At 34.2% G+C, this 21,602-nt stretch carries 20 protein-coding genes; 10 read left to right on the top strand and 10 right to left on the bottom strand.

Annotated elements, in window-relative coordinates; genetic code table 11:
- Positions 1-4: 4 nt before the first annotated feature.
- Complete coding sequence (locus tag ACLHDE_RS12500; protein ID WP_415396747.1) at positions 5-604, top strand: hypothetical protein; 600 nt, start codon at positions 5-7, stop codon at positions 602-604.
- Positions 605-615: 11 nt separating this feature from the next.
- Positions 616-1,134, top strand: a complete 519-nt coding sequence (locus ACLHDE_RS12495) for a CopD family protein (RefSeq protein WP_415396746.1) — start codon at positions 616-618, stop codon at positions 1,132-1,134.
- 21 nt (positions 1,135-1,155) lie between these two features.
- On the opposite strand, the gene der is transcribed toward ACLHDE_RS12495, so the two are convergent.
- From der to ACLHDE_RS12455, 8 genes are all read right to left on the bottom strand, one after another.
- A complete protein-coding gene (der, locus tag ACLHDE_RS12490) occupies positions 1,156-2,655 on the bottom strand; it encodes a ribosome biogenesis GTPase Der (RefSeq protein WP_415396745.1) in 1,500 nt (499 codons plus the stop codon).
- Between the two features lie 111 nt (positions 2,656-2,766).
- Positions 2,767-3,168 carry a hypothetical protein gene (locus ACLHDE_RS12485; RefSeq protein WP_415396744.1) on the bottom strand — a complete coding sequence of 134 codons (402 nt, stop codon included), beginning with the start codon at positions 3,166-3,168 and terminating at the stop codon, positions 2,767-2,769.
- Positions 3,168-3,746, bottom strand: a complete 579-nt coding sequence (locus ACLHDE_RS12480) for an LPP20 family lipoprotein (protein ID WP_415396743.1) — start codon at positions 3,744-3,746, stop codon at positions 3,168-3,170. The genes ACLHDE_RS12485 and ACLHDE_RS12480 overlap by 1 nt, the downstream gene beginning before the upstream one ends.
- Before the next feature lie 87 nt (positions 3,747-3,833).
- Positions 3,834-4,445 carry an LPP20 family lipoprotein gene (locus ACLHDE_RS12475; RefSeq protein WP_415396742.1) on the bottom strand — a complete coding sequence of 204 codons (612 nt, stop codon included), beginning with the start codon at positions 4,443-4,445 and terminating at the stop codon, positions 3,834-3,836.
- 73 nt (positions 4,446-4,518) lie between these two features.
- Positions 4,519-4,812, bottom strand: a complete 294-nt coding sequence (locus ACLHDE_RS12470) for a cytochrome C (protein WP_415396741.1) — start codon at positions 4,810-4,812, stop codon at positions 4,519-4,521.
- Positions 4,813-4,892: 80 nt separating this feature from the next.
- Positions 4,893-5,645, bottom strand: coding sequence for a DnaJ domain-containing protein (locus tag ACLHDE_RS12465; RefSeq protein ID WP_415396740.1), 753 nt, complete (start codon positions 5,643-5,645; stop codon positions 4,893-4,895).
- 55 nt (positions 5,646-5,700) lie between these two features.
- On the bottom strand, positions 5,701-8,385 hold the full coding sequence (locus tag ACLHDE_RS12460; RefSeq protein ID WP_415396739.1) for a cation-translocating P-type ATPase: 2,685 nt from the start codon (positions 8,383-8,385) through the stop codon (positions 5,701-5,703).
- Positions 8,386-8,390: 5 nt separating this feature from the next.
- Positions 8,391-9,206 (bottom strand): hypothetical protein, encoded by an 816-nt coding sequence (locus tag ACLHDE_RS12455; protein ID WP_415396738.1) that lies wholly within the window; start codon positions 9,204-9,206, stop codon positions 8,391-8,393.
- A 62-nt stretch (positions 9,207-9,268) separates the two neighbouring features.
- Here ACLHDE_RS12455 and ACLHDE_RS12450 point away from each other — a divergent pair, with 62 nt between their 5' ends.
- On the top strand, positions 9,269-10,156 hold the full coding sequence (locus ACLHDE_RS12450) for a DMT family transporter (RefSeq protein ID WP_415396737.1): 888 nt from the start codon (positions 9,269-9,271) through the stop codon (positions 10,154-10,156).
- A 557-nt stretch (positions 10,157-10,713) separates the two neighbouring features.
- Here the strand turns inward: ACLHDE_RS12450 and ACLHDE_RS12445 are convergent.
- The gene (locus ACLHDE_RS12445; protein ID WP_415396736.1) at positions 10,714-12,423 is read right to left on the bottom strand and encodes a DUF262 domain-containing protein; all 1,710 of its coding nucleotides are present in this window, start codon (positions 12,421-12,423) and stop codon (positions 10,714-10,716) included.
- 212 nt (positions 12,424-12,635) lie between these two features.
- Between ACLHDE_RS12445 and kdsA the strand changes: the two genes are divergently transcribed.
- From kdsA to recG, 7 genes are all read left to right on the top strand, one after another.
- Positions 12,636-13,427 carry a 3-deoxy-8-phosphooctulonate synthase gene (kdsA, locus tag ACLHDE_RS12440; RefSeq protein ID WP_415396735.1) on the top strand — a complete coding sequence of 264 codons (792 nt, stop codon included), beginning with the start codon at positions 12,636-12,638 and terminating at the stop codon, positions 13,425-13,427.
- Between the two features lie 2 nt (positions 13,428-13,429).
- Positions 13,430-13,894 carry a 6,7-dimethyl-8-ribityllumazine synthase gene (gene ribH, locus ACLHDE_RS12435; RefSeq protein WP_415396734.1) on the top strand — a complete coding sequence of 155 codons (465 nt, stop codon included), beginning with the start codon at positions 13,430-13,432 and terminating at the stop codon, positions 13,892-13,894.
- The gene (gene nusB, locus ACLHDE_RS12430; RefSeq protein WP_415396733.1) at positions 13,894-14,298 is read left to right on the top strand and encodes a transcription antitermination factor NusB; all 405 of its coding nucleotides are present in this window, start codon (positions 13,894-13,896) and stop codon (positions 14,296-14,298) included. The genes ribH and nusB overlap by 1 nt, the downstream gene beginning before the upstream one ends.
- Positions 14,299-14,301: 3 nt before the next feature.
- Positions 14,302-16,707 (top strand): multiheme c-type cytochrome, encoded by a 2,406-nt coding sequence (locus ACLHDE_RS12425; protein WP_415396732.1) that lies wholly within the window; start codon positions 14,302-14,304, stop codon positions 16,705-16,707.
- A 6-nt stretch (positions 16,708-16,713) separates the two neighbouring features.
- Entirely contained in the window at positions 16,714-17,763 is a 1,050-nt protein-coding gene (locus ACLHDE_RS12420) for a dehypoxanthine futalosine cyclase (RefSeq protein WP_415396731.1), read from the top strand.
- A gap of 50 nt (positions 17,764-17,813) precedes the next feature.
- Positions 17,814-19,097, top strand: coding sequence for a M16 family metallopeptidase (locus ACLHDE_RS12415; RefSeq protein WP_415396730.1), 1,284 nt, complete (start codon positions 17,814-17,816; stop codon positions 19,095-19,097).
- Between the two features lie 81 nt (positions 19,098-19,178).
- Positions 19,179-20,978, top strand: a complete 1,800-nt coding sequence (gene recG / locus ACLHDE_RS12410) for an ATP-dependent DNA helicase RecG (RefSeq protein ID WP_415396729.1) — start codon at positions 19,179-19,181, stop codon at positions 20,976-20,978.
- On the opposite strand, the gene hpf is transcribed toward recG, so the two are convergent.
- Positions 20,975-21,508 (bottom strand): ribosome hibernation-promoting factor, HPF/YfiA family, encoded by a 534-nt coding sequence (gene hpf / locus ACLHDE_RS12405; RefSeq protein ID WP_415396728.1) that lies wholly within the window; start codon positions 21,506-21,508, stop codon positions 20,975-20,977. The two genes, recG and hpf, sit on opposite strands and share 4 nt — an antisense overlap.
- Between the last annotated feature and the right edge of the window lie 94 nt (positions 21,509-21,602).

The following is a 21,602-nucleotide window of genomic DNA, read 5'->3' as shown; positions in this document are numbered from 1 at the left end:
ATTTTTGAAATATTTTGTTCTACTATTTTTGTTTTTAAATTTAAATGCAGATGATAATTACTCACTTAGAGTTGCCCAAGGTCAAGTCACAAAGAGTGATTTTGGTGAAATCTTATTTTTAGATGTAGCCTCGTATTCTCATGACTTACAAGTTACTTCATTAGATGCTGGTTATCTTCTGAAAAAAGATGCTTTTGAGCTTCCACTGGATATTTATATAAAAGGAGGCTTCTCGTATTTTGATGAAGCTGGTCTGCAAGATGATATATATGAAGGAACTCTATACATAAAAGTTTATTGGAATATTGACTTTTTTAAAAATAGAGTTAGACTTGGTTTTGGTGAAGGAGCTTCATATACAAGTGATATCCTTTATTACGAAAAACAAGAAGCTATAGATAACAACGACAACAATTCTAAGTATTTAAACTATATAGATTTTAGCTTAGACTTTGACATCGGTAGATTAGTTAGATTTGAGCCATTGAAAAATACTTACCTTGGGGTAGCTGTAAAACATCGTTCTGGTATTTTTGGTTTGATTAACAATGTTTCAAAAGGTGGGTCTAACTACTATATCTTCTCTTTAGAAAAAAACTTTTAATAGGGTTATAGATGAATATTATGGATTATTATTTATGGATTGTTGTATTTCATATTATGTCAGTTCTGTCATGGATGTCAATGCTTTTTTATCAACCAAGGTTATATGTTTACCACACAGAACATAAAAATAAACCTGATTTTGTAGAGGTTGTAAAAATTCAAGAATACAAGATGTACAAATATATAGGACTTCCTGCAATGTGGGCAACGGTAATAAGCGGAGTTTGGATGTTATGGCTTAGACCAGACTTACTAGAAGGCGATATATGGATGTATGCTAAAATTTTAGTAGTTATTGTTTTAATGGCATATTCGTTTTCTTTAGAGCACTATAGAGTTCAACTAGAGAGTGAAAACTACTCTAAAAGTGGAAACTTTTTTAGAGCTTATAATGAAGTACCGACTGTCTTGTCTTTGTTAATTGTAGGGTATGTAATTACTAAAACATTTTCTTTTTCTTTTACTTTCATAACCTTGGCAATTGGTGCTTTTGTAATTTACAGAGTGATAAAACAAACGCCAAAGTAATTTTCATGCGTAGCATGGAAATTACTTTTCTCCTCTCTTCTTCGCTTTAAACAGAAGCGGTGTTCCTGTAAAGTTAAATGCTTCTCTCATTTTATTTGCTAGATAACGTCTATATGTAAAGTGAAGACCACTCGGTTTATTCATAACAATAGCTACTTTTGGTGGTCTTGTCTCATATTGAGTTGCATAGTAGATACGGATAACTTGTCCACTAACACTTGGAAGAGTGTGACGACGAAGCGCAAGTTCAATTACTTCATTTATTTTTGAAGTAGGGATTCTTTGAGAATAATTTTCATTTATTTCTAAAATCATATCGTGAAGTTTATCAACTCTTAGATGTGATTTTGCAGATAGAGTTATAATTGGTGCATAAGCTAAAAATTTAAATCTATCACGAATCTCTCTTATGATTTTATCATGATCTTCTCTTTTAGATATATCCCATTTGTTTAATACAATAATAGAAGCTAGTCTATTACTATCTACAAGCCCAGCAATCTTTTCATCTAAATCTAAGAAAGGCTCACTTGCATCTAGAACTATCAGAGCCATATTAGAGTTATCAAGCATCTCAGTTGTTCTCATGAGAGCATATTTCTCAATTCCCAATATTTTACCACGACGACGAAGACCGGCAGTATCTACAAATGTAATCTGCTTATCTTTATATTGAACTGTTTCATCAATAGGATCAATAGTTGTTCCAGCAACTGAACTTACAACGGAACGTTCTTCTCCTAAAAGAGCATTTAAGAGTGAACTTTTTCCAACATTTGTACGACCGATAATCGCAATTTTAATGTGATTAACATCTTCTTCATCAAACTCTTTAATGCGGTCATTATTTCCAAATATAGTATCATCTTCAATGACCCCATCCATTTCATCATCATCCCAGTAGGTAAATCCATCATCTTCATCACTATTATGATTATTATTGGCAAAGAAATCTTCATCACTTATCTCTGGTTCTATTACCTGAATATCTTCTTCGCTTTCGCTTTCGTCTTCTTCGTCTTTAACGATATCACTATCTGGAATTTTTGAAGCTATCCAATCAAGAAGTTCTACTGTATTTCTATTGTGTGCAACAGAGATTCCAAATATGGCATCTGTACCAAACTCATAGAAGTCCCAAAGTTTCTCTTTCATCTTATCGTTGTCTATCTTATTTACAACAAGTGCCATTTCCTTACCCATTGCTTGAAGTTCATAAAAAAGTTTTTTATCTTCATCTTCAGGTAGACCTTTTCCATCAACCATAAATAGAATTATGTCTGCTTTGTACGCAGCTTTTAATGACATCTCTTTTATTTTGTCAAAAAGTTCGCAACCTTTGTCTAATCCACCAGTATCTAAAAGTTGCACTTCTTTATTGAGAATAATTGCAGTTTTACGTTTTACATCTCTGGTTGTTCCAGCTAAGTCAGATGTAATAGCATCTCGTTTTTTAACTAAACGATTAAAAAGAGAGCTTTTTCCAACATTTGGACGACCGATAATTGCGATTTTTTTCATGATGAGAGCCTTGTAATATATATAGAAGTAGGAATATTTATGGAATTATATCTAATTTAAAGGAGATTGAAAGATAGCATTTATAAATTCTCTCTAGAGGAGAGAACTTTTTTAGTCCAATACCATCCATATAAAAAGTTCTCCAGAGATTTTATCTTCGTGGACAGCTTCTATATGAGCAGTAATGGTATCGTTTGTTTGATAGTTTGAGTTTATGTTGATTTGTGTACTTCCACTACCATTTTTATAACTTTCTTGCTTAGATAAACTCATCTCAACTTTTACCCCGCGTTGGAGTGAAAGTTCATCAAGAGCACGAGTGATAGCAAGTTTTCTTTGAGTTGATGTTTTTTGGTCATAAGTCCTCATAGAACTACCAACAGCACCACTTTTACCATTTTGATTTGGATTTAAAACCCAAGACGGAATAGTGCTGACTTTTGGTGCAGGTTGTGAGCCACAACCTGCTAAAACAAACAACACTACTAATAAAGAGCTAAGTAGCTTATTCATTAATCAGTAGGGAACTCTTTATCTAAACCTTCTAAAGCATTTTTAGCTCTAAATTGTTGCCATAAAGCATTATCATTTTTATAGCTTGATTTAACTGCATTTTTTACTTCACCATTAACAGTAGCTTCTGGAACAGTAACTAACATATAAAGAGAACCTGATGGAGAAGTCCAAGTGTCAATACCTTTTGAACCTTGTAAATCAACTTTTGCAATTTGTTTAGAAACAGCAGTATTTACTTGATCTACAGTTTCACTATCACCAACACCAGTTGTACTTGTAAAAGTTTCAACCTTGTCTTTTACTTGGGATTTGATTTGTTGAGCTAAATCTGAACGACCGTTAGCTAAAGCAACTCTTCTCATATGACCCATACCAGCAGCACTTTTTTGAGCGATACCAACACCTGCATAAGCACCTTCAACCATAGGAACACAAGTCCACTTAGGAGCTAAAACATTTTCTTGCTTACAACGGTTGTCAAACTCTTCTTTTTTTGGTTCTGGTGAAGCACCACATCCTGTAATTGTTGCAGCTACTAAACCTGCTAGTACGATTGACGATAAAGTTTTGATCATTAAAATCTCCTTTTGTATGTTTGTTGAACAATTATACTATTACCTATCTTAAAGAATATTTATTAAGACTTACGTGTAATTGAAATACTATTTTAGCTTTTTCTTAACAGCAGTTGGAAATTCTTTTTCTAAGTCTTTTATATAGTTTCCAGACTCAAACTGTTCGAATAGAGTAGCATTCTTTTTTAAACTATTAATAACTGCTGCTTTAGCGACATTGTTGACTTCGTTTTCATCAAGAGTAACAAGCATATATAGATTTTTAGATGGAGAAGACCATGTTTTTATACCAATTGAAGTACTCAAGTCAACATTAGCTATTTCTCTTGAAACATCCATATTTATATTTGCCGCAGTATCAGCTTTACCAATCTCTGTTTCAAGAACAAAATTTTGAACTTTACTTTTTACTTGTGATTTTATCTCTTTGGCTAACTTAGAACGACCTTCAGTTAATGCAATTTTTCTAGTATGATCCATACCTAATGAACTTTCCATAACTACACCAACCGCACTATAAAACCCTTCAACTATAGGTGTACAAGTCCAATCGGGAGCAGAAACATTTTCTTTTTGACAACCCTCGATTTCTTTTTGTGATGATTTTCCTTCAAGCCCTCGTTTGCTAAGCAAAAAACATCCTGTAATTGAGAAAGATATAATAAGTGCTAAAGTAATAGATATTAAGTGTTTAATCATAGTTTTTTTTCCTTTTAAACAATTGACGATTATACTACTATTAATCTTAAATAATATTTATCAACTGTCAAATTTACTTGCTTTGTAGACTTATATTTGTGTGACCTTTATGCTCTTTTTCAAAATTTGTTTCATAAACATAAGCAGCTATCTCTTTTAAAGAGTCTAAATCGTAGTGCAAATATGGCATTAGTTTATATTTTTTTACAGCCCAAAGCATTATTGAAGTCTCTTCTTTGGGGTCGCTTACCCAAGTTGACATATATGCTATAAAATCCTCTTTTTTTGGAAATGCTCTAAGGTAATTTTCTCTTACTTTCACCATTGATGGCGCAGAGACATCTTTTGTCTCAAAGTGACACGTCACACAATTACCATGAAAGAGTATAGAGCCGTAATCACTTGCATAAACATTTATTAAAGTAGCTACAATTATGATGAGTTTTTTTATTGCTTAACCTTTTTAATCATCTCATAAGCTTGGTTTATCTCTTGAGTTTTAGCGGTTGCTTCTTGCATATATGCTTCACTTTTCCCCTGAGATTTTATGATGTCAGGATGATACTCACGTATCTGTTTTCTATATGCTTTTTTGATTGTATTGATATCATCATTTTCATTCACTCCTAAAAGCTTGTAAGCATCCGAGATATTTGCTTTTGGTTGAACGTTTTTCATCATTTTTTCAAACTGCTCAAAAATAGCATGATAAGCATCTGGATTAAATTCTAAAGCCGAAGCAATAGTCTGAAGAACCAAGTCTTCACTTTGAGATACTTCACCATCTATAAATGCTAGTTGAATTAAAAACCCCATAAATTGCTGTTGTTTTGCTCTATCTCTTTTGATTGCAGATCCAAGTGCATATGCAATATCTTGAATATTATCGCTTCTATCTTTTTCTTCGTTAAATATCTCTTTTAAAATCCCTTTTGTTTTCTCAGGCTCTGGAAAAACATTTGAGATATCATCAAACATGATGCCAATAAGTTGTGCTTCAAGTGCATCTACTCTGCCATCAGCCTTGGCAACTTTTGCTACAAGAGCTACAAAAAGACCAAGATCACTTTTTTTAAGTGACTCTTTTGAGACGGAAAAGTTTTTAAACGCTGCTTGAGAATATGCTGTATATCTTGAATAACTGTTAAAAATCCAGTAAAAAAATCCACCAACGATAAGTAGTAGTAATAAATTGCCCATTATTTTCCTTTTTGTCACTATATAAAATTAATATGTAATGTTAGAACAACTATGGTTAAGCAATACTTTTTTTAACTCTTTTTCTCCATTTATAAAATTCATGGCTGATAAAAAGAATAATTGGAAACGGTAGTAAAATCCAAAGCTCACTAAATGGTATGGAAGCAGTATGGAATATTTTTTGAACCGGCTCATAACCAAGAAGCATCCATATCCAAATAAATTCTATAATCATAGCAGCAAGTAAAAGTTTGTTACTTGTGAACCCCACACTCCATGCTGAAAATTCCCAACTGCGCATAGTCCATACATTAACCAACTGACAACTGATAGCACCCAAAAGAGTCATAGTCATCGCTTGAGAGTGCAAAAGCGGATCATTAAGCTCAACTGTCCCATAACTCCAGCCATGAAGCAGTAAAAAACTTATAAAAGCCACCATGGCAGCTGTTGCTTCGATTATACCTATAAAAAAGTAGCCTCGTTTAAAAACTTCCCAGTCCAAAATCTTCTCTTTAGTTCCTATAGGTGGACGTTTCATAATATTTTTTTCTGGCTTTTCACTTCCAAGTGCCAATCCAGGGAGCATATCAGACCCCAAATCGATAGAGAGAATTTGAATTACTGAAAGAGGAAGAGGTATCTTAAAGAAAAATTGCAGAATGTATGGAACAATCTCCGGTACATTTGAAGAGAGAATATAAGTTACAAACTTTTTAATGTTGAAATATACTGTTCTTCCCTCTTCAATAGCAGATAAAATAGATTTAAAATTGTCATCAAGCAAAATCATATCTGCCGCTTCTTTGGCTACATCTGTGCCAGTTGTACCCATAGCTATCCCGATATCTGCTCTTTTTAATGCTGGAGCATCATTTACCCCATCACCGGTCATAGCTACAACTTCACCACACTTTTGAAGTGCTATAGCAATTTTTAGTTTTTGACTGCTGGCCATTCTGGCAAAAAGTATAGTTTCATCTTTAAGACGGTTTTCAAGCTTTTCATCGCTTAGATGTTCAACTTCTTCTCCTGTTAAAACAGCATCATAATCAAGACCTATCTTTTTAGCTATAGCCTGTGCGGTTTTATCATTATCTCCGGTTATCATCATAGTTCTAATACCGGCTGTTTTACACTGTTGTATAGCATCTTTTACTTCAGCTCGAGGAAGGTCCATAATGGCAACAAGCCCTAAAAAAATCAATTCGTCTTCATCTGTATTTAAGCCTTTTGCAATCGCCAATACACGATAAGCCTCATCTTCAAAAGCTTCAGCACTCTGGAGTATCTCTTTTTTTGAAGCTTCAGTGAATGATTTGACATTACCCTCACTGTCAAGATATCTCTCAGCTTTTTCAACGATTACTTCAACTGCACCTTTGGAGTAAAGAATCTGTTTGTCATTTTTAGCATAGATAGATGACATCCTCTTTCTCTCACTTGTAAAAGGAAACTCTTCTATTCTTTTATAAGAGTTTGTATCAATGTTACGTTTTTTTGCAGCACTTACAAGTGCTAGTTCTGTAGGATCTCCAAAAACATCATTATCCTTAATGCTGGCACGTGAGTTTAATATGCCAGCAAGTAGAAGCTCATCCAAACGCTTATCTGCGCTCTCGTTACTTTTATCCCATGTAAACACGCCTTCTGATTGATATCCTTCACCGCTGATTGAGACATGCTCCCCGCCGGCTAACATCAGCTCTTTTAATGTCATCTCATTTCGCGTAAGAGTCCCTGTCTTATCTGTACATATAACGGTTACACTTCCAAGTGTCTGAACAGAATCAAGATTTTTTATAAGTGCATTACGTTGTGCCATACGCTGGCTTGCTAATGAAAGTGAAAGTGTGATTGTGGGAAGCAAACCCTCTGGAACATTGGCCACAATCAATGAGAGTGCAAAGATTGCAGCCATTAAAAGACTTTGCTGTGAAAATATACCGAGTATAAAAAAAACTGCACCCATAGCTAAAGCGATTATTGTGAGAATATGGGTAATATTTATTACTTCTTTTTGCATCGGAGTCAATGTTTTTTGAACATTTCTTGTCAGTGTAGCAATTTTTCCAAACTCTGTTGCCTGTCCTGTTGCCGTTACTACTGCTACGCCATTTCCAGAAACCACAGAGGTTCCTGCAAAAATCATATTTTTGGCATCTAGAGCTCTTGATACCATATCATTTGCTTTATCCTCTCTTTTGGATGGTCTAGATTCTCCATTTAGTGCTGATGTATTTATATAAAATTCCGTACATTCTATAATTACGGCATCTGCAGCTACTTTATCCCCATCTTCGAGCATTATGATGTCTCCGGGAACTAGATTTTTTGAATCTATGCTTTTGCTCTCACCATTTCGTAAGAGTGTAACCATAGTAGGCATAAGTTTCAGCAAGGCTTCCATGGCTTTATCCGCCTTGTACTCTTGCCAAAAAGTAAAAGTAGCGTTTATAATAACTGCTATAAGAATTGCGTAGCCTAAAATATCGTTACCTTCATTTGGAACATAGCTATCAGCTATAAAGGCCAAAAAAGCCGCAACTTCAAGTAAAATAGCAAAAAACTGTATATATTGTTTTAAGTACTCTTTTATGTAATTTTTCTTGCTATTTTTTTGAATCTCGTTGGCACCAAAATCTGTAAGTCTGCGGTCGGCATTTGCATTGCTTAGTCCATTCTCAGAAGTATGATATTTTGCAAAAAGCTGAGCCTTATTTAATTTATAAGCCTTCATTGAAGCTACTCTTTTGTATAGTAGGCTATAGTGTTTACAGATGTATCACGCATCAATTTCTCTATAGGCATCTCTTTAAAAAAAAATGATGAAACTGAGAGTCTTTTAGCCCCTATTACGAGTAGTTGTACATCTGATTTTGCAATTTCCATAAGAATACTTTGAGTCTCGTTAGATGTAAAATCATGTTTAATATAAAGAGTGAAAGGCATAAAATTTGCCAGTTTTATATAGTGTCTGAGATTATAGTTGATTGTGAAGAGTCTTTCTTTTACTTCATGCATTTTAAGTCTAGCGAGTTTATATATTGACATGTTCGTTACTGAGTATATCTCTGCCTTAGCTTCATATGCGGAGGCTAATGTTGCAAAAAAAGCAAATTTCTTAACTGAAAGTTTGTCCTCTTTTATGGAGAGAAACATATTGTCCACCTCCATAATATTGCTAATATTTACGATGCGTATGACAGCAATATCTATATTAAAATTCATGTTTATTAATAGTTCGCTAAAAGAATCAGTTATAAACTTTGTATGCTTTCGAGTGCTACAAAAAATGGTATCAATATACTCACTTAAGATAAAATTTTTAATGATTGTTTTGGAGAACTTTTGTAAGATTACTGATTCGGTTTGAACATCTTTAGAGAGAGCTACAGTAGAGATACGTTCAATACTAGCTTGAACATCATCTAAATTATCTTTCTCATTTTTTATGTGAAGTAAAACAAGAGTGAATTTTTGAGCTTGTGCATACATAAGAGCATAAAACGCCACACTTTCAGCAGTGATTGTACCATTGATAGCAGCTATAACTTTCATATTAACTCCTCACCCACTACAATTATACATATTTACAGCTAATAAATTGGTACAATTCGACTATGAAAAGAATTAAAGAATTAAACAGCGGTGTTAAGTATATGCTTATTGCATCGTTTAGCTTCGCAATTATGGGTGCATTTGTAAAGCTTGCATCTGAGCATATGTCATCACTCGAAGTTGTGTTTTTCAGAAATCTTTTTGGTGTACTTTTAATCGGTTATGCCGTTTATAAAAAACCTATGACGCATATTGGCGGAAAGCCATTATTGCTATTCTTTCGTGGTTTTATGGGCTTCTCTGCACTTCTTGCATACTTTTACAATATTGCAAATATTCCTCTTGGAGATGCTGTTACATTTAGTAAAACGGCTCCTATCTTTACAGCTATTTTTGCATGGTTTTTTTTAAAAGAGAAACTTTCTGCATCTGCTTGGTTAGCGGTGTTTATTGGTTTTGGAGGGATTTTACTTATCACTCAGCCAAGTGCTATGGGATTTACAAAGTATGACTTGCTTGGAATATTTAGCGGTGTTGGTGCAGCCTTAGCCTATACTTCTGTGCGAGAGCTTAGAAACTATTACGACACTAGAGTGATAGTTCTCTCTTTTACTCTTGTTGGAACCATCGGGCCAATCTTTCTTTTTATACTCTCAGAATATATCCAGATGCCAGAGTTAGATTTTATATTAGGTAAGTTTGTGATGCCTAGTGGAATAGTCTGGTTATATGTAATCGCACTTGGTGCTTTAGGAACACTTTCACAATACTTTATGACAAAAGCATATGGTGAGACAAAGGCCGGAATAGTTGGAGCTGTAAGTTACACAAACATCGTTTTTGCTATTTTAGTAGGATTACTCTTAGGTGACTCTCTGCCAAATATAACAACCTCGTTTGGAATAGCACTTATTGTGATTGCTGGGATTATGGTGGCTAGGGCTAAATAAAAACTTACTTATCTAAATAATTTAAAAAAAATAATCATTTATAAAGAAGTTATATATTGATTTCACCTCAGTAGAGACTGTGAAATAACTACTGTTTCCAGTCTCATGTGTACAGACACATTTAATCAAGCAATTTAAGATCAATTTTTTAGTACAATTACATCAAATAAAATCCTATATTTAGGCTTTGGGTTGTAAAAACTACTTTTTAAGCAGCTTTCATTCTGCCTATTTTAACTCCGCTGTTGACAATCAGTTCCATAAAAGAATAGATAGCTCAATATATAGTTATCCGCTCACTGTGTGACCGGATAACAAGTGGGAGGAGCAAGCAACCATTGCAAAACCTAAAGGTTTTCCAACGGCAGTTACTCACCCGCGCCCCCGTTGAATCTTTTATTATATGTAGTTCACTTTTTTAGAATCTACTTTATGCTTAGATTTAAAAGCAGAAAAACTATAATTTTAAGATAAAAATCATCCTATTAAAGACTATAAAATAAATTGTAGTTATTTTATAGTCTTAGTAGAGGTGTAACGAGAAAAGTTGATTATTCTTATCTATATTGAATTTTCCATATTCCACAAGCTATTGTTGCTAATTTTGCTTGTCTAGTCTTAAGAGCACTTATATTCCATTCTGAAGCTGCAATTCTATTTGTAATAGAATATTTACTTGTAGCATATACCTTTTGCTTTATACTAAAAATTTTATCTGCTATATCTCTGTTTTTGTTTGCTTCAAGTATAGTAAAGTTACCTATTTTATAAACATTTCTGATATGTTCATCTTCTGAAAAAATCGTTTCCCACTCTTCTGTTAAATTTTCGGGTAGAATATGTTCTATTGTACCAGCGTCAGATTGATAATTATATTTAGCTCCATTTTCTATCTGACCCTCAATTTTGTAAAGAGTATACCTTGCTTGTCTTTTGTGATTACTGTTGTTTGTATTAAAAGTTTTACCTTCAAATGAATTTTTAAAATCATCATCTGAAATATATAAATCTTTTATACTAAGTAGAATCTCTCCTAAGCTAATTTCACCACCACCATTATTTACTAAAATAGAAGCATTATTGTAAATCTTATCCATTATATTAGTTTGATGTCTTCCAATAACATTATATCGGTATGAAATAGTCACGATTGCTTTTAGAAGCTTATTAAAAGAACTTGGGTCTAAATATTTATGTGAAACCATTAATAGCGATTTATTTTGTGTTACGCCAAATAGATTTAGTGCATCAATTGATTCAATTAAATCGTTATCTCCCTTCCAATAATCATCATTAGGATTTCCAAGTGCAACATAAATATATGCAGATTCTTCTAAATTATCTAAAAGTAGAAAGACTTGTTCATCTTTTTGAACATTTGTTTTTATGGCTTTAAATAATGAACCCTTATTAATCAATTTCATTTTACTATTTAAATAATGTCTTAAAAAAACTGGAAAGTTTTTTAATCCAATTATGTCAATAATTTTTTTCCATTGTTTTTTAACTTGTTCTAAATCAGATGAACTTTTTGCAACTAATGAAAAAAGGTAGTTTTTTAAAAGATCTGTTGAAGTCAACTCAACTCCTCGTGAATTTAAGGTTTCAAACACAGTATATGCATTTAGTTCATCTTCTACAGTAATTTGAATAAACAGTAAATTTTTCCCTACTTTGTTTTTTAAGAATGAAGCTAGTTCACTTCCTTGATTTAAACTTTTAAAAAGTTTATTTATTTTAGATGTAAAAAATTCATAAGCTTTCCAAAGTAATTTTTCAGAATCTAGTAATTTTTTGATATTTATAGGTTTACTAAACGTCAATAGTCTACGTTGATAAAAGCTATCATTGTTTTCATTTAAAAAAAGTTTACTTGAATATGTTAATGAAACAGAATCTTTTTGTCCTATATAATCTTTCATTAGTAAATCAACTCGTTCAGTGTTTTCTTCTTTTTCAATATCACTCAATGCTAATTCTTTTAATTTTGAAATAACTGCCAAACTTATAATACTTAAAGTTGTAAATCTTTGTTGACCATCTATTATTTGATAATTTGAATCACCTTTATTTAATAAAACTATTGAACCCATATAATGTGATTCATTATTTTCATTTATTGTTAATATATCATTCCATAAATCTTCCCAGTTATCTTCGTCCCAAGAATAATCTCTTTGGAAATCTGGTACTTTATATATTTTATCATTTCCTATAATATCGTTAAATGATAATGTTTTAGTATCTAATAAATTTGATGTTTTCATTATTTAAATCCTTTCTATCTTATAATTTGTATTCTAGCATTTTTTATCAAAAAACAAATATTTAATTTTTGGTTTTTATGCTGGAATATCGTTTGATATCAACATATTAAATAATCATTAAAATTCTAGAAGAACTTAGTTGTCATTAAGTAAATAAATTTAGATTAATACCATTATGATATAATCTCTCTTTATTTTTAAGAGGTATATATATGGTATTACTTACTGGACCTTGTGTCATTGAGAGCGAAGAAAATATTTTTAAAATTGCTAAAGCTTTAGAGTCTTACAGTCAAGATGAGTCTATAGATTTTTATTTTAAAGCTAGTTTTGACAAAGCAAACAGAACATCCCTAGAGAGCTTTCGTGGGCTTGGGATGGAAGAGGGTCTTAGAATCCTTCAAAAAGTCAAGGATGATTTTGGTTATAAAATCGTTACAGACGTACATGAATCAATTCAAGTTCCAACTGTTGCAGAAGTAGCAGACATGTTACAAATCCCCGCATTTTTATGTCGTCAAACAGACCTGCTTGTAGCTTGTGCAAAAACAAACGCTAAGATTAATATCAAAAAAGGGCAGTTTTTAAGCGGAGATGCGATGATTTATCCAGTTCTCAAAGTTCTTCAAACTAGAGGCTGTTTAGAAGCTACATATGAAAACTCTCTAAAACACGGAGTATATCTTTGTGAGAGAGGAAACTCTTTTGGCTATGGAAATATGGTTGTAGACATGAGAAACCTAGTAACCATGAGAGAGTTTGCACCTGTTATTTTTGATGCAACTCACTCTGTTCAGATGCCAACAGCCGTAGGTGGTAAAACAGGCGGAGATAGTTCAATGGTTCCATATCTAGCATCTGGTGCAGCGGCAGTCGGAGTTGATGGTTTTTTTATGGAGACGCACTTTGACCCAAGCGTAGCACTAAGTGATGGTCCAAACATGATTAAACTAGATGAGCTAGAAGCTCTAATAAACAAAATTAAAAAAATTCAGGAGATATAAACATGAAATTAGTTGAGGGTAAATTAAAAGTAATAAACGGCAAAAAAATTGCAATCGTTAGCACAAGATGGAATCACTTTATTGTTGATAGATTGGTTGAGGGTGCAAAAGATGCATTTATGCGTCATGGTGGAGATGAAGAGGAGCTTACACATGTTTTAATTCCTGGAGCATTTGAGCTTCCTATGATTATTGATCAACTTTTAGCATCTGGCAAGTACGATGCAGTTTGTGCTTTAGGTGCAGTAATTCGTGGAGCAACTCCTCACTTTGATTATGTTTCTGCTGAAGCAACTAAGGGAATCGCAACAATGAGCCTTAAGTACCAAAAACCAGTTTCATTTGGTCTGCTTACTACTGATACTATCGAGCAAGCTATTGAGAGAGCCGGTACAAAGGCTGGTAATAAAGGTTTTGAAGCAATGACTACTGTTATTGAAATGTTAGACCTATATGAGAATATCTAATGGCTACTAGACATCACGCAAGAATGGCAGTTGTTAGTCTGCTGTACGCTTATGACTTAGGTAATGGAAATATTGCTGAACATACAGATGAAATCTTAGAAGAAAAGAAAATCCGTAACAAACAAAAAGATTTTGCATTAGCTCTTTTTGATGGTGTTATGAAAAATCTTGAGGCTTGTGACAAAGCAATCATTGAACACCTCAAAGAGTGGGATTTTGAAAGACTTGGAAGTATTGAGAGAGCTACTCTTAGACTTGCAACTTTTGAGATTCTTTTTGGTGAGCTTGATTCTGCTGTTGTTATAAATGAAGCTGTTGAGATTACAAAAGCATTTGGAACTGAGCAGTCCCCTAAGTTTATTAATGGTGTTCTTGACGCTATTTCAAAAGATAAGCCTGAATAATTTATGAACAAAATTGCCTTTTTTATCATACTATTATCTTCGTTAGTGTTTGGCGCTAATGAATGTATAGTCTGCCATAAAGGTATTGAAGATATTAGAGATAGAGACTCTGGTATGATGAAAGAAATCTTAAAAGTAGCCGAGAAAGCTGGACATAAAGGCAATGATTGTATTGTCTGTCACGGTGGAAATCCTTACAACAAGAGTGTAGAGTATGCCCACAAAGGTACTGTAAAGTATTTCAAAACAAATAAGGGTCCCAAGAACTACTACCCGGCACCTGGAAGTTCATGGATAAATGAACATACATGTGGTATGTGTCACCCAAATCAAGTGAGTGCTCAGATGAACTCACTTATGATGACAGAACAAGGCAAGATTCAAGGGGCTATGTGGAGTTTTGGTGCAAAAGAGGGTTATCAGCACACTGCTGGAACTTACGACACCAAAAATCCAGATGATCCAGATAAACGCCTTGGAACTGATATATATAAAAAGTACATGGCTAAGCTTGCAACAATGGAACCACAGGCTTTTCCAGAGGAGATGCATGAACTCCCAGATGCACCTACAGTAGAAGAAGTTCATAAAGACCCATCTTTAGCTGTTTTTACTTACCTTCGTCAAGAGTGTTTGAGATGTCATACGGGAAGTAAAGGCAGGCAAAAAAGAGGCGATTATAGAGGACTAGGCTGTTCATCTTGTCATATCCCCTACTCAAATGAGGGTTACTACGAAGGTGGAGATAAAAAGACTTCTAAAAAACGAGGGCATCTGCTAACTCACCAGATTCAAAGTTCCAGAAAAGTAAAAGTAAGTGTTAACGACATTAACTACTCTGGTGTTCCTGTTGAGACATGTTCAACTTGTCACAATCGTGGAAAACGCATCGGCGTATCTTACCAAGGTCTAATGGAGACTGAGTATCAGTCAACATTTGATAGTGAAGGAAATGCTCAACCAGAACTTCATACAAAACGCTACCTTCATATGAAAGAGGATATTCACTATCAAAAAGGGATGTTGTGTCAGGATTGTCACACTTCAAACGATCTTCATGGAGATGGCTTTTTGGGTGGTGCAAATCTAGCAGCTGTTGAGATAGAGTGTCAAGATTGCCACGGTACAACTAAAAAATACCCTTGGGAACTCCCTATCGGTTATTCAGATGAGTTTAACACAACTGCGGCGACAGGTGAGGCTAGAGGTGTAGCATCTAGCGTAGCAGAGTATCTAAAGCAGGGTTATGTTCCTGAGCCAGAAGATGGTTATATTTTAACTGCTCGTGGAAATCCACTTCCAAAAGCGGTTAAAAAAGGTAACAAGATTATTATGCATCTGGCATCTGGAAAAGATATAGAGCTAAAACCTCTTAAACTTTTAAAAGAGACCAATGCACTCTCGAAAAAAGCACTTATTGCTATGGATGTAATAGATGTTCATACGACTAAAATGGAGTGTTATACTTGTCATGCAACTTGGGCACCACAATGCTATGGATGCCATGTAAAAATCGACTACTCTGAGGGTAAGCAAAATCCCGACTTTGTAAAAGCTTCTCATGACCAAGATATTCATGGAACAACAGGCGGAATGAGAGATTTGAAGAAGTATTTGGTTCCTGGAAAAGTGACAGAGACTAGAAGTTACTTAAGATGGGAAGATCCTGCATTAGCTCAAAACGGCGAAGGTAGAGTATCCCCAGTTGTTCCTGGATGCCAAACTACCATAACTGTTATCGGTAAAGATGGAAAAGCTCTTCTTCAAAACCACATCTTTAAAATTCCAAATGTTGAAGGGGCAGGTGAAGAGGGGCAAAATGCTATAGATATGGCACCTATTCAGCCTCATACAATTCAAAAAGAGTCAAGAAGTTGTGAGTCTTGTCATGCATCTGATAAAGCTCTTGGGCTTGGAATTAGCGGTGGAAGACTAAACGCTGATCCAAGCAAAACTACCATCATAGACCTGATGAGTCCAGATAGAAAGATACTGCCTAAGAAAACTGATGAGCAGATTCCTGCAATATCAAACTTAAAACATGATTACTCTCAGTTTATAGATGAAAATGGAACACAGCTTATGACTGTTGGGCATCATTGGACACTTTCAGGTCCATTAAGTGAAGCTCAAAGAGACAAGCTAGACCGTCGTGGTGTCTGTATCTCATGCCACCAAGATATACCAGAGGGAAATTTGGCTATTTCTGCTATAACACATATAGCAGAGATGGCAGAGATAGAGATAGATAACAAAGTACACTCTAGCATACTAAACAAACTCTTAAATTTTGGAGCTTGGATTCAAGTGATAGGCGGACTTTTTGGTTCACTGCTTATAATGTTTGGTATATATATATTCTTTTTTAAAAAAGAGCCAAAAAATCCAAGAAATGAAGGATGGAAATAATTATTTATGAAAAGATTAACTAAAGAAGAAGCATTAGATCTAATCAAAAATGCTGATTTAAAAGAACTGGGACGTATGGCATCTGCTCGTAAAAAAGAGCTTCATCCAAAGGGAATAACTACTTTTGTTGTAGATAGAAATATAAACTATACAAATATTTGCTGGGTTGACTGTAAGTTTTGTGCATTTTACAGACATGAAAAAGATGCGGATGCTTATGTTCTTACATTTGATGAGATAGATGAAAAGATAGATGAGCTTTTAGAAATAGGCGGAACTCAGATACTTTTTCAAGGTGGAGTGCATCCAAAACTAAAGATAGAGTGGTACGAAGATTTAGTTGAGCATATTCATACTAAATATCCAGAGATTACTATTCATGGTTTTTCATCTATTGAGATAGACTTTATAGCTAAGGTTTCTCGCATCAGTGTTGAAGAAGTTTTAGAGAGACTAAAAGTTAAAGGTCTTGCATCTATACCTGGTGCTGGCGCTGAGATACTTAGTGATGAAGTTCGTGATATAATCGCACCTAAAAAAATTGACTCTGAAGTTTGGATAGACATTCATAGAAAAGCTCATAAACTTGACATCATGTCAACAGCAACAATGATGTACGGAACAGTTGAGCGTGATGAAGATATAATTGATCACTTTGAAATGGTAAGAAAACTTCAAGATGAGACGGGTGGATTTAGAGCTTTTATTATGTGGAGCTTTCAGGGGCAAAATACTGAGCTTTTAAGACTCATCCCAGATATGGATAAACCATCATCAAATCGTTACTTGAGACTTTTAGCGGTTGCTCGACTCTACCTTGATAATGTGCCAAACATCCAGAGTTCATGGGTTACACAAGGTGCTTACATCGGTCAGATGGCTCTTCGATTTGGAGCAAATGACTTAGGCTCTACGATGATGGAAGAGAATGTTGTAAGCAGTGCGGGTGCAGCTTACTCTATGGCAAAAGAAGAGATGGTTGAGCTTATAAAAGATATAGGCGAGATTCCAGCTGTGAGAAATACAGCGTATGAGACTTTAAAGAAGTTTGCTTAATCAAAAATCGCTTTAGGGCGAAGCTTTAGTGATAGGAGAATATAATAGAGATGATGAAACTTTTACTAACTTTACTAATAACAGGACAAATAATAATGGCAGCAACTATAGAATATATTGAAACAAACGGGTTGAGAGTACCTTTGATTTTTGAAGAAGATAAAAGACTTCCACTTGTAACTATGCAGTTTGTTTTTCAAAATAGCGGTAGTATAACTGATACTAAAAAACCGGGACTTGCTAAGTTTAGTGCAAGAGTTATGAGCGAGGGAACTAAAAAACTTGGCTCATCTGCTTTTGCTGAGTCTTTAGAGAGTAAAGCAATTCATATATCTTCATCAACTGGCAAAGAGACTTTTGTTATGGAAGTAGGTTGTTTAAAAGAGGAGTTCTTAGAAGGAGTAAAAAAACTTGCTTCTCTTTTAAAAGACCCTAACTTTTCTGAAGAAGCTATAAGTAAAGTAAAAACTACAACTATGGGAGCACTAAGTTCAAAAGCAAATGATTTTGATTATGTTGCATCTAATGAGTTGAAGGCCGTTTTATTTAAAGGGACTCCACTAGCAAACCCTGCATCTGGAACACTTGATAGTGTTAAAAGCATAGAACTAGAAGATGTAAAAGCTTTTGTAAAAGAGCATCTAGTTAGTTCAAGACTTATAGTAGTAGTTGGTGGTGATGTAGATATAAACGATGTAAAAGTTGAGGTAGTAAAAATTATTCAGGCTATGCCAAAAGGTAAATTAACTCCTTTGTCTCACTATAATGTTTCTAAAAAAGCTTCAGAGTCTGTTTTAAAAAAAGATACTCAACAAGCATATGTATATTTTGGTTCACCATACAACGTTAACCATGATTCTGATGATTACTACAAAGCTAGAGTTGCTACATATATTTTAGGAACAGGTGGTTTTGGTTCACGTCTTATGGAAGAAATAAGAGTCAAAAAGGGCTTGGCTTACTCAGCTTATGCAAGAGTTAGTGTTAGTAAATCCAGCAGTTATATGACAGGTTACTTACAAACAAAACTAGACTCTCTTGAAGATGCTCAAAAGACTGTTAAAGAAGTTATTGCAGAGTTTGTTAAAAATGGTGTAACAAAAGATGAGTTAGAGCAGACTAAAAAGTTTTTGCTTGGAAGTGAACCTCTAAGAGTTGAGACTATGAGTCAAAGACTAAATCGTACTTTTATGGACTTTTATAAAGGTCAAGAGTTAGGTCACTCTGTAAAAGAGTTGGAGCTAATTAAAGAGTTAAAACTAAAAGATTTAAATGAGTTTATCAAAAGTCATAAAGAGATATTAGAGATGAGTTTTGCAATAGTTACTAAATAAAGTTTAGTATTTATTGCAATTTGCAATATTTTTATATGAGATTCACAAAAAGAGGTAGTATTAGTAACTCAAGGAAATGAAATGAACCTCACTAAAGATATGCAAGCGAAGTTTAAAAAGCTAGGTGTTAACTCTTGGTGTGAACTCGCCCTAAACATTCCTCACTCTTACGAAGACCTGACTCTTCACTCTACTATTCAAATGGGGAAACCACAACTTATAGATGCAACTGTAGAATCCGTCTTTCGTGCCCCAAATACAATCCAGATAACTTTTTATGCACACAATCTAGGTCACACAATAAGCGGGGTTTTATTTCGTCCAAAGCCATATATGATGCATCAATTTAAAGTCGGAGATAGAGACTACTTTTATGGTGTTATTGATTGTAAAACTGGAAATTGCAGTATGACAATGCCTAGAAAAACGACAAGTGTCGGTGCTATCACTCCAAAGTACAAATCAGCCTTGAGAGCTGACGTAATGCTTCGCCTGATACAAAACAACTTGATACTGAAAAATTTACTCTCAGAGGGCTTAAAAGAAGAAATAGCGCTAGAAGTTTTAAAGCTTCACTTTCCAAAGAATCTAATAAACCTAAAAGAGCTAGATACTAAAACAATAGATGCTCTTAAGTATTTAGAGCTATTCAGTTATATGAAACAATTATCTGCAAAAAGAAGATACTTTGAGCCAATAGTAAAAGTAGATGCCAGCTATGAAGCTTGGGCTTCTTCACTTCCTTTTAAACTTACAAACGAACAGATAGATGCGATAGAAGATATTAGAGTTGACTTTAACAAAGACGCGGCTTCTAAACGTATGGTAGTAGGCGATGTTGGAAGCGGTAAAACTATGGTTATTTTAGCTAGTGCATATATGATGTTACCACATCGCTCGATACTGATGGCTCCAACTACGATACTTGCAAATCAGCTTTTTGAAGAAGCACAAAAGTTTTTACCAGATGCAAAGAGTGTTTTAGTGACCAATAAATCCAAAAAGATTGATTTAGATGAGTTTGATTTTATTATCGGTACTCATGCACTGCTTTATAGAGAACTTCCAGATGCTGGACTTGTTATGGTAGATGAGCAGCACAGGTTTGGAACAGTTCAAAGAAATATGCTGGAGAAGTTAGTCAGCAGTGGAAAAAAGAAGCCCCATTTCTTACAGTTTAGCGCCACTCCTATTCCAAGAACTCAAGCCATGATAGAAACTGCTCATATAGATGTTAGTCTGATAACTTCTACACCATTTACTAAAGATATAACAAGTAAAGTAATACATAAAAGTGATTTCAAAGAATTACTAGAACATATAGAGTCTGAGATAAGTAAAAACAATCAAGTTCTTTTAGTCTATCCTTTGGTTGAACAGAGTGAATTTTTAGAGTATCAGAGTATTGATGAGGCTCGAGGATATTGGGAGAAGAGCTTTAAAAATGTTTATGTGACTCACGGAAAAGACAAGCAAAAAGAAGAGGTTTTACTAGAGTTTAGAGAAAAGGGAAGCTTACTTATTGCTACAACAGTTGTAGAAGTTGGTATATCTCTCCCAAGACTTACTACAGTTGTGATAGTGGGAGCTGAGAGATTAGGGCTTTCAACTCTGCATCAACTAAGAGGCAGGGTGAGTAGAACAGGACTAAAAGGCTACTGTTATCTCTATACAAATCAAAGTTCATCTGAGAGGCTTGATAGATTTGTAGATACAATAAGTGGTTTTGATATTGCAAATTTGGATTTGAAGTTTAGAAAGAGTGGTGATTTACTTAAGGGAAGTTCACAGAGTGGAAGTCAGTTTAAGTGGGTTGATTTGGCTGAGGATGAAGATATAGTTGCAGAAGTAAAGAAGTCTTTACTTCTGCGTAGTGTTTAGTACAATCCGAATCTACCGTCATTTCTTTTGTAAAGAACACGAGTTTTGTCTTCGTTGTCTAAGAAAATTTCAAATAGTTTACCACTATCTTTTATATCGTTTAAAACATCTTCAACTTCACGAGGTTTGTAAAGATCAAGTTCAACTGGAACAATTTCATCTTCGTTAGCTTGTGCTTCTTCTTTAACATTTACATTTTCTGACTTAATCTCGTTAAGACCGACTTTACGATGTCCAACATCTTTGTCATGCATACGACGTAGGGCTTTTTGAGCACGAGATATAGCTAAGTCAATAGCAGCGTATAAATCACCATCATTTTGCTTGATGATTACAGAGTTTTTGTGAGCAAGGTTTATAACGAACTCAACAACTGAGTGCTCTTTACCTTTTTTTGTTTGAGTAGAAGCTACAACATTTACAGAAATAATATCCATATTGTATTTAGTAAGCGTCTCAATAGATGTATTCATATGAGCTTTAATTGGCTCAGTAAGTTCTAACTGTCTTCCTGTAAGAGAAATATTCATAATTTGACCTTTTATATTGTTAGTTCACAAAAGGAATTAAGTTCCTTTTGTTTCGCTTGGGCCGCATGGGCCACTAAAGTTAATTAGTTAGTAG

It is taken from the genome of Sulfurimonas iocasae, from assembly GCF_047716755.1.
Lineage (GTDB): Bacteria > Campylobacterota > Campylobacteria > Campylobacterales > Sulfurimonadaceae > Sulfurimonas.
The sequence above is the reverse complement of the archived record's forward strand: the minus strand, read 5'-3'. Positions and strand labels throughout refer to the sequence as shown.

What these genes read in the sequence shown, in the direction of transcription:
- ACLHDE_RS12495 (WP_415396746.1), top strand. Translation starts at nt 616, where the DNA reads ATGAATATTATGGATTATTATTTATGGATTGTTGTATTTCATATTATG.
- der (WP_415396745.1), bottom strand. Translation starts at nt 2,655, where the DNA reads ATGAAAAAAATCGCAATTATCGGTCGTCCAAATGTTGGAAAAAGCTCT.
- ACLHDE_RS12485 (WP_415396744.1), bottom strand. Translation starts at nt 3,168, where the DNA reads ATGAATAAGCTACTTAGCTCTTTATTAGTAGTGTTGTTTGTTTTAGCA.
- ACLHDE_RS12480 (WP_415396743.1), bottom strand. Translation starts at nt 3,746, where the DNA reads ATGATCAAAACTTTATCGTCAATCGTACTAGCAGGTTTAGTAGCTGCA.
- ACLHDE_RS12475 (WP_415396742.1), bottom strand. Translation starts at nt 4,445, where the DNA reads ATGATTAAACACTTAATATCTATTACTTTAGCACTTATTATATCTTTC.
- ACLHDE_RS12465 (WP_415396740.1), bottom strand. Translation starts at nt 5,645, where the DNA reads ATGGGCAATTTATTACTACTACTTATCGTTGGTGGATTTTTTTACTGG.
- ACLHDE_RS12460 (WP_415396739.1), bottom strand. Translation starts at nt 8,385, where the DNA reads ATGAAGGCTTATAAATTAAATAAGGCTCAGCTTTTTGCAAAATATCAT.
- ACLHDE_RS12455 (WP_415396738.1), bottom strand. Translation starts at nt 9,206, where the DNA reads ATGAAAGTTATAGCTGCTATCAATGGTACAATCACTGCTGAAAGTGTG.
- ACLHDE_RS12450 (WP_415396737.1), top strand. Translation starts at nt 9,269, where the DNA reads ATGAAAAGAATTAAAGAATTAAACAGCGGTGTTAAGTATATGCTTATT.
- ACLHDE_RS12445 (WP_415396736.1), bottom strand. Translation starts at nt 12,423, where the DNA reads ATGAAAACATCAAATTTATTAGATACTAAAACATTATCATTTAACGAT.
- kdsA (WP_415396735.1), top strand. Translation starts at nt 12,636, where the DNA reads ATGGTATTACTTACTGGACCTTGTGTCATTGAGAGCGAAGAAAATATT.
- ribH (WP_415396734.1), top strand. Translation starts at nt 13,430, where the DNA reads ATGAAATTAGTTGAGGGTAAATTAAAAGTAATAAACGGCAAAAAAATT.
- nusB (WP_415396733.1), top strand. Translation starts at nt 13,894, where the DNA reads ATGGCTACTAGACATCACGCAAGAATGGCAGTTGTTAGTCTGCTGTAC.
- ACLHDE_RS12425 (WP_415396732.1), top strand. Translation starts at nt 14,302, where the DNA reads ATGAACAAAATTGCCTTTTTTATCATACTATTATCTTCGTTAGTGTTT.
- ACLHDE_RS12420 (WP_415396731.1), top strand. Translation starts at nt 16,714, where the DNA reads ATGAAAAGATTAACTAAAGAAGAAGCATTAGATCTAATCAAAAATGCT.
- ACLHDE_RS12415 (WP_415396730.1), top strand. Translation starts at nt 17,814, where the DNA reads ATGATGAAACTTTTACTAACTTTACTAATAACAGGACAAATAATAATG.
- recG (WP_415396729.1), top strand. Translation starts at nt 19,179, where the DNA reads ATGAACCTCACTAAAGATATGCAAGCGAAGTTTAAAAAGCTAGGTGTT.
- hpf (WP_415396728.1), bottom strand. Translation starts at nt 21,508, where the DNA reads ATGAATATTTCTCTTACAGGAAGACAGTTAGAACTTACTGAGCCAATT.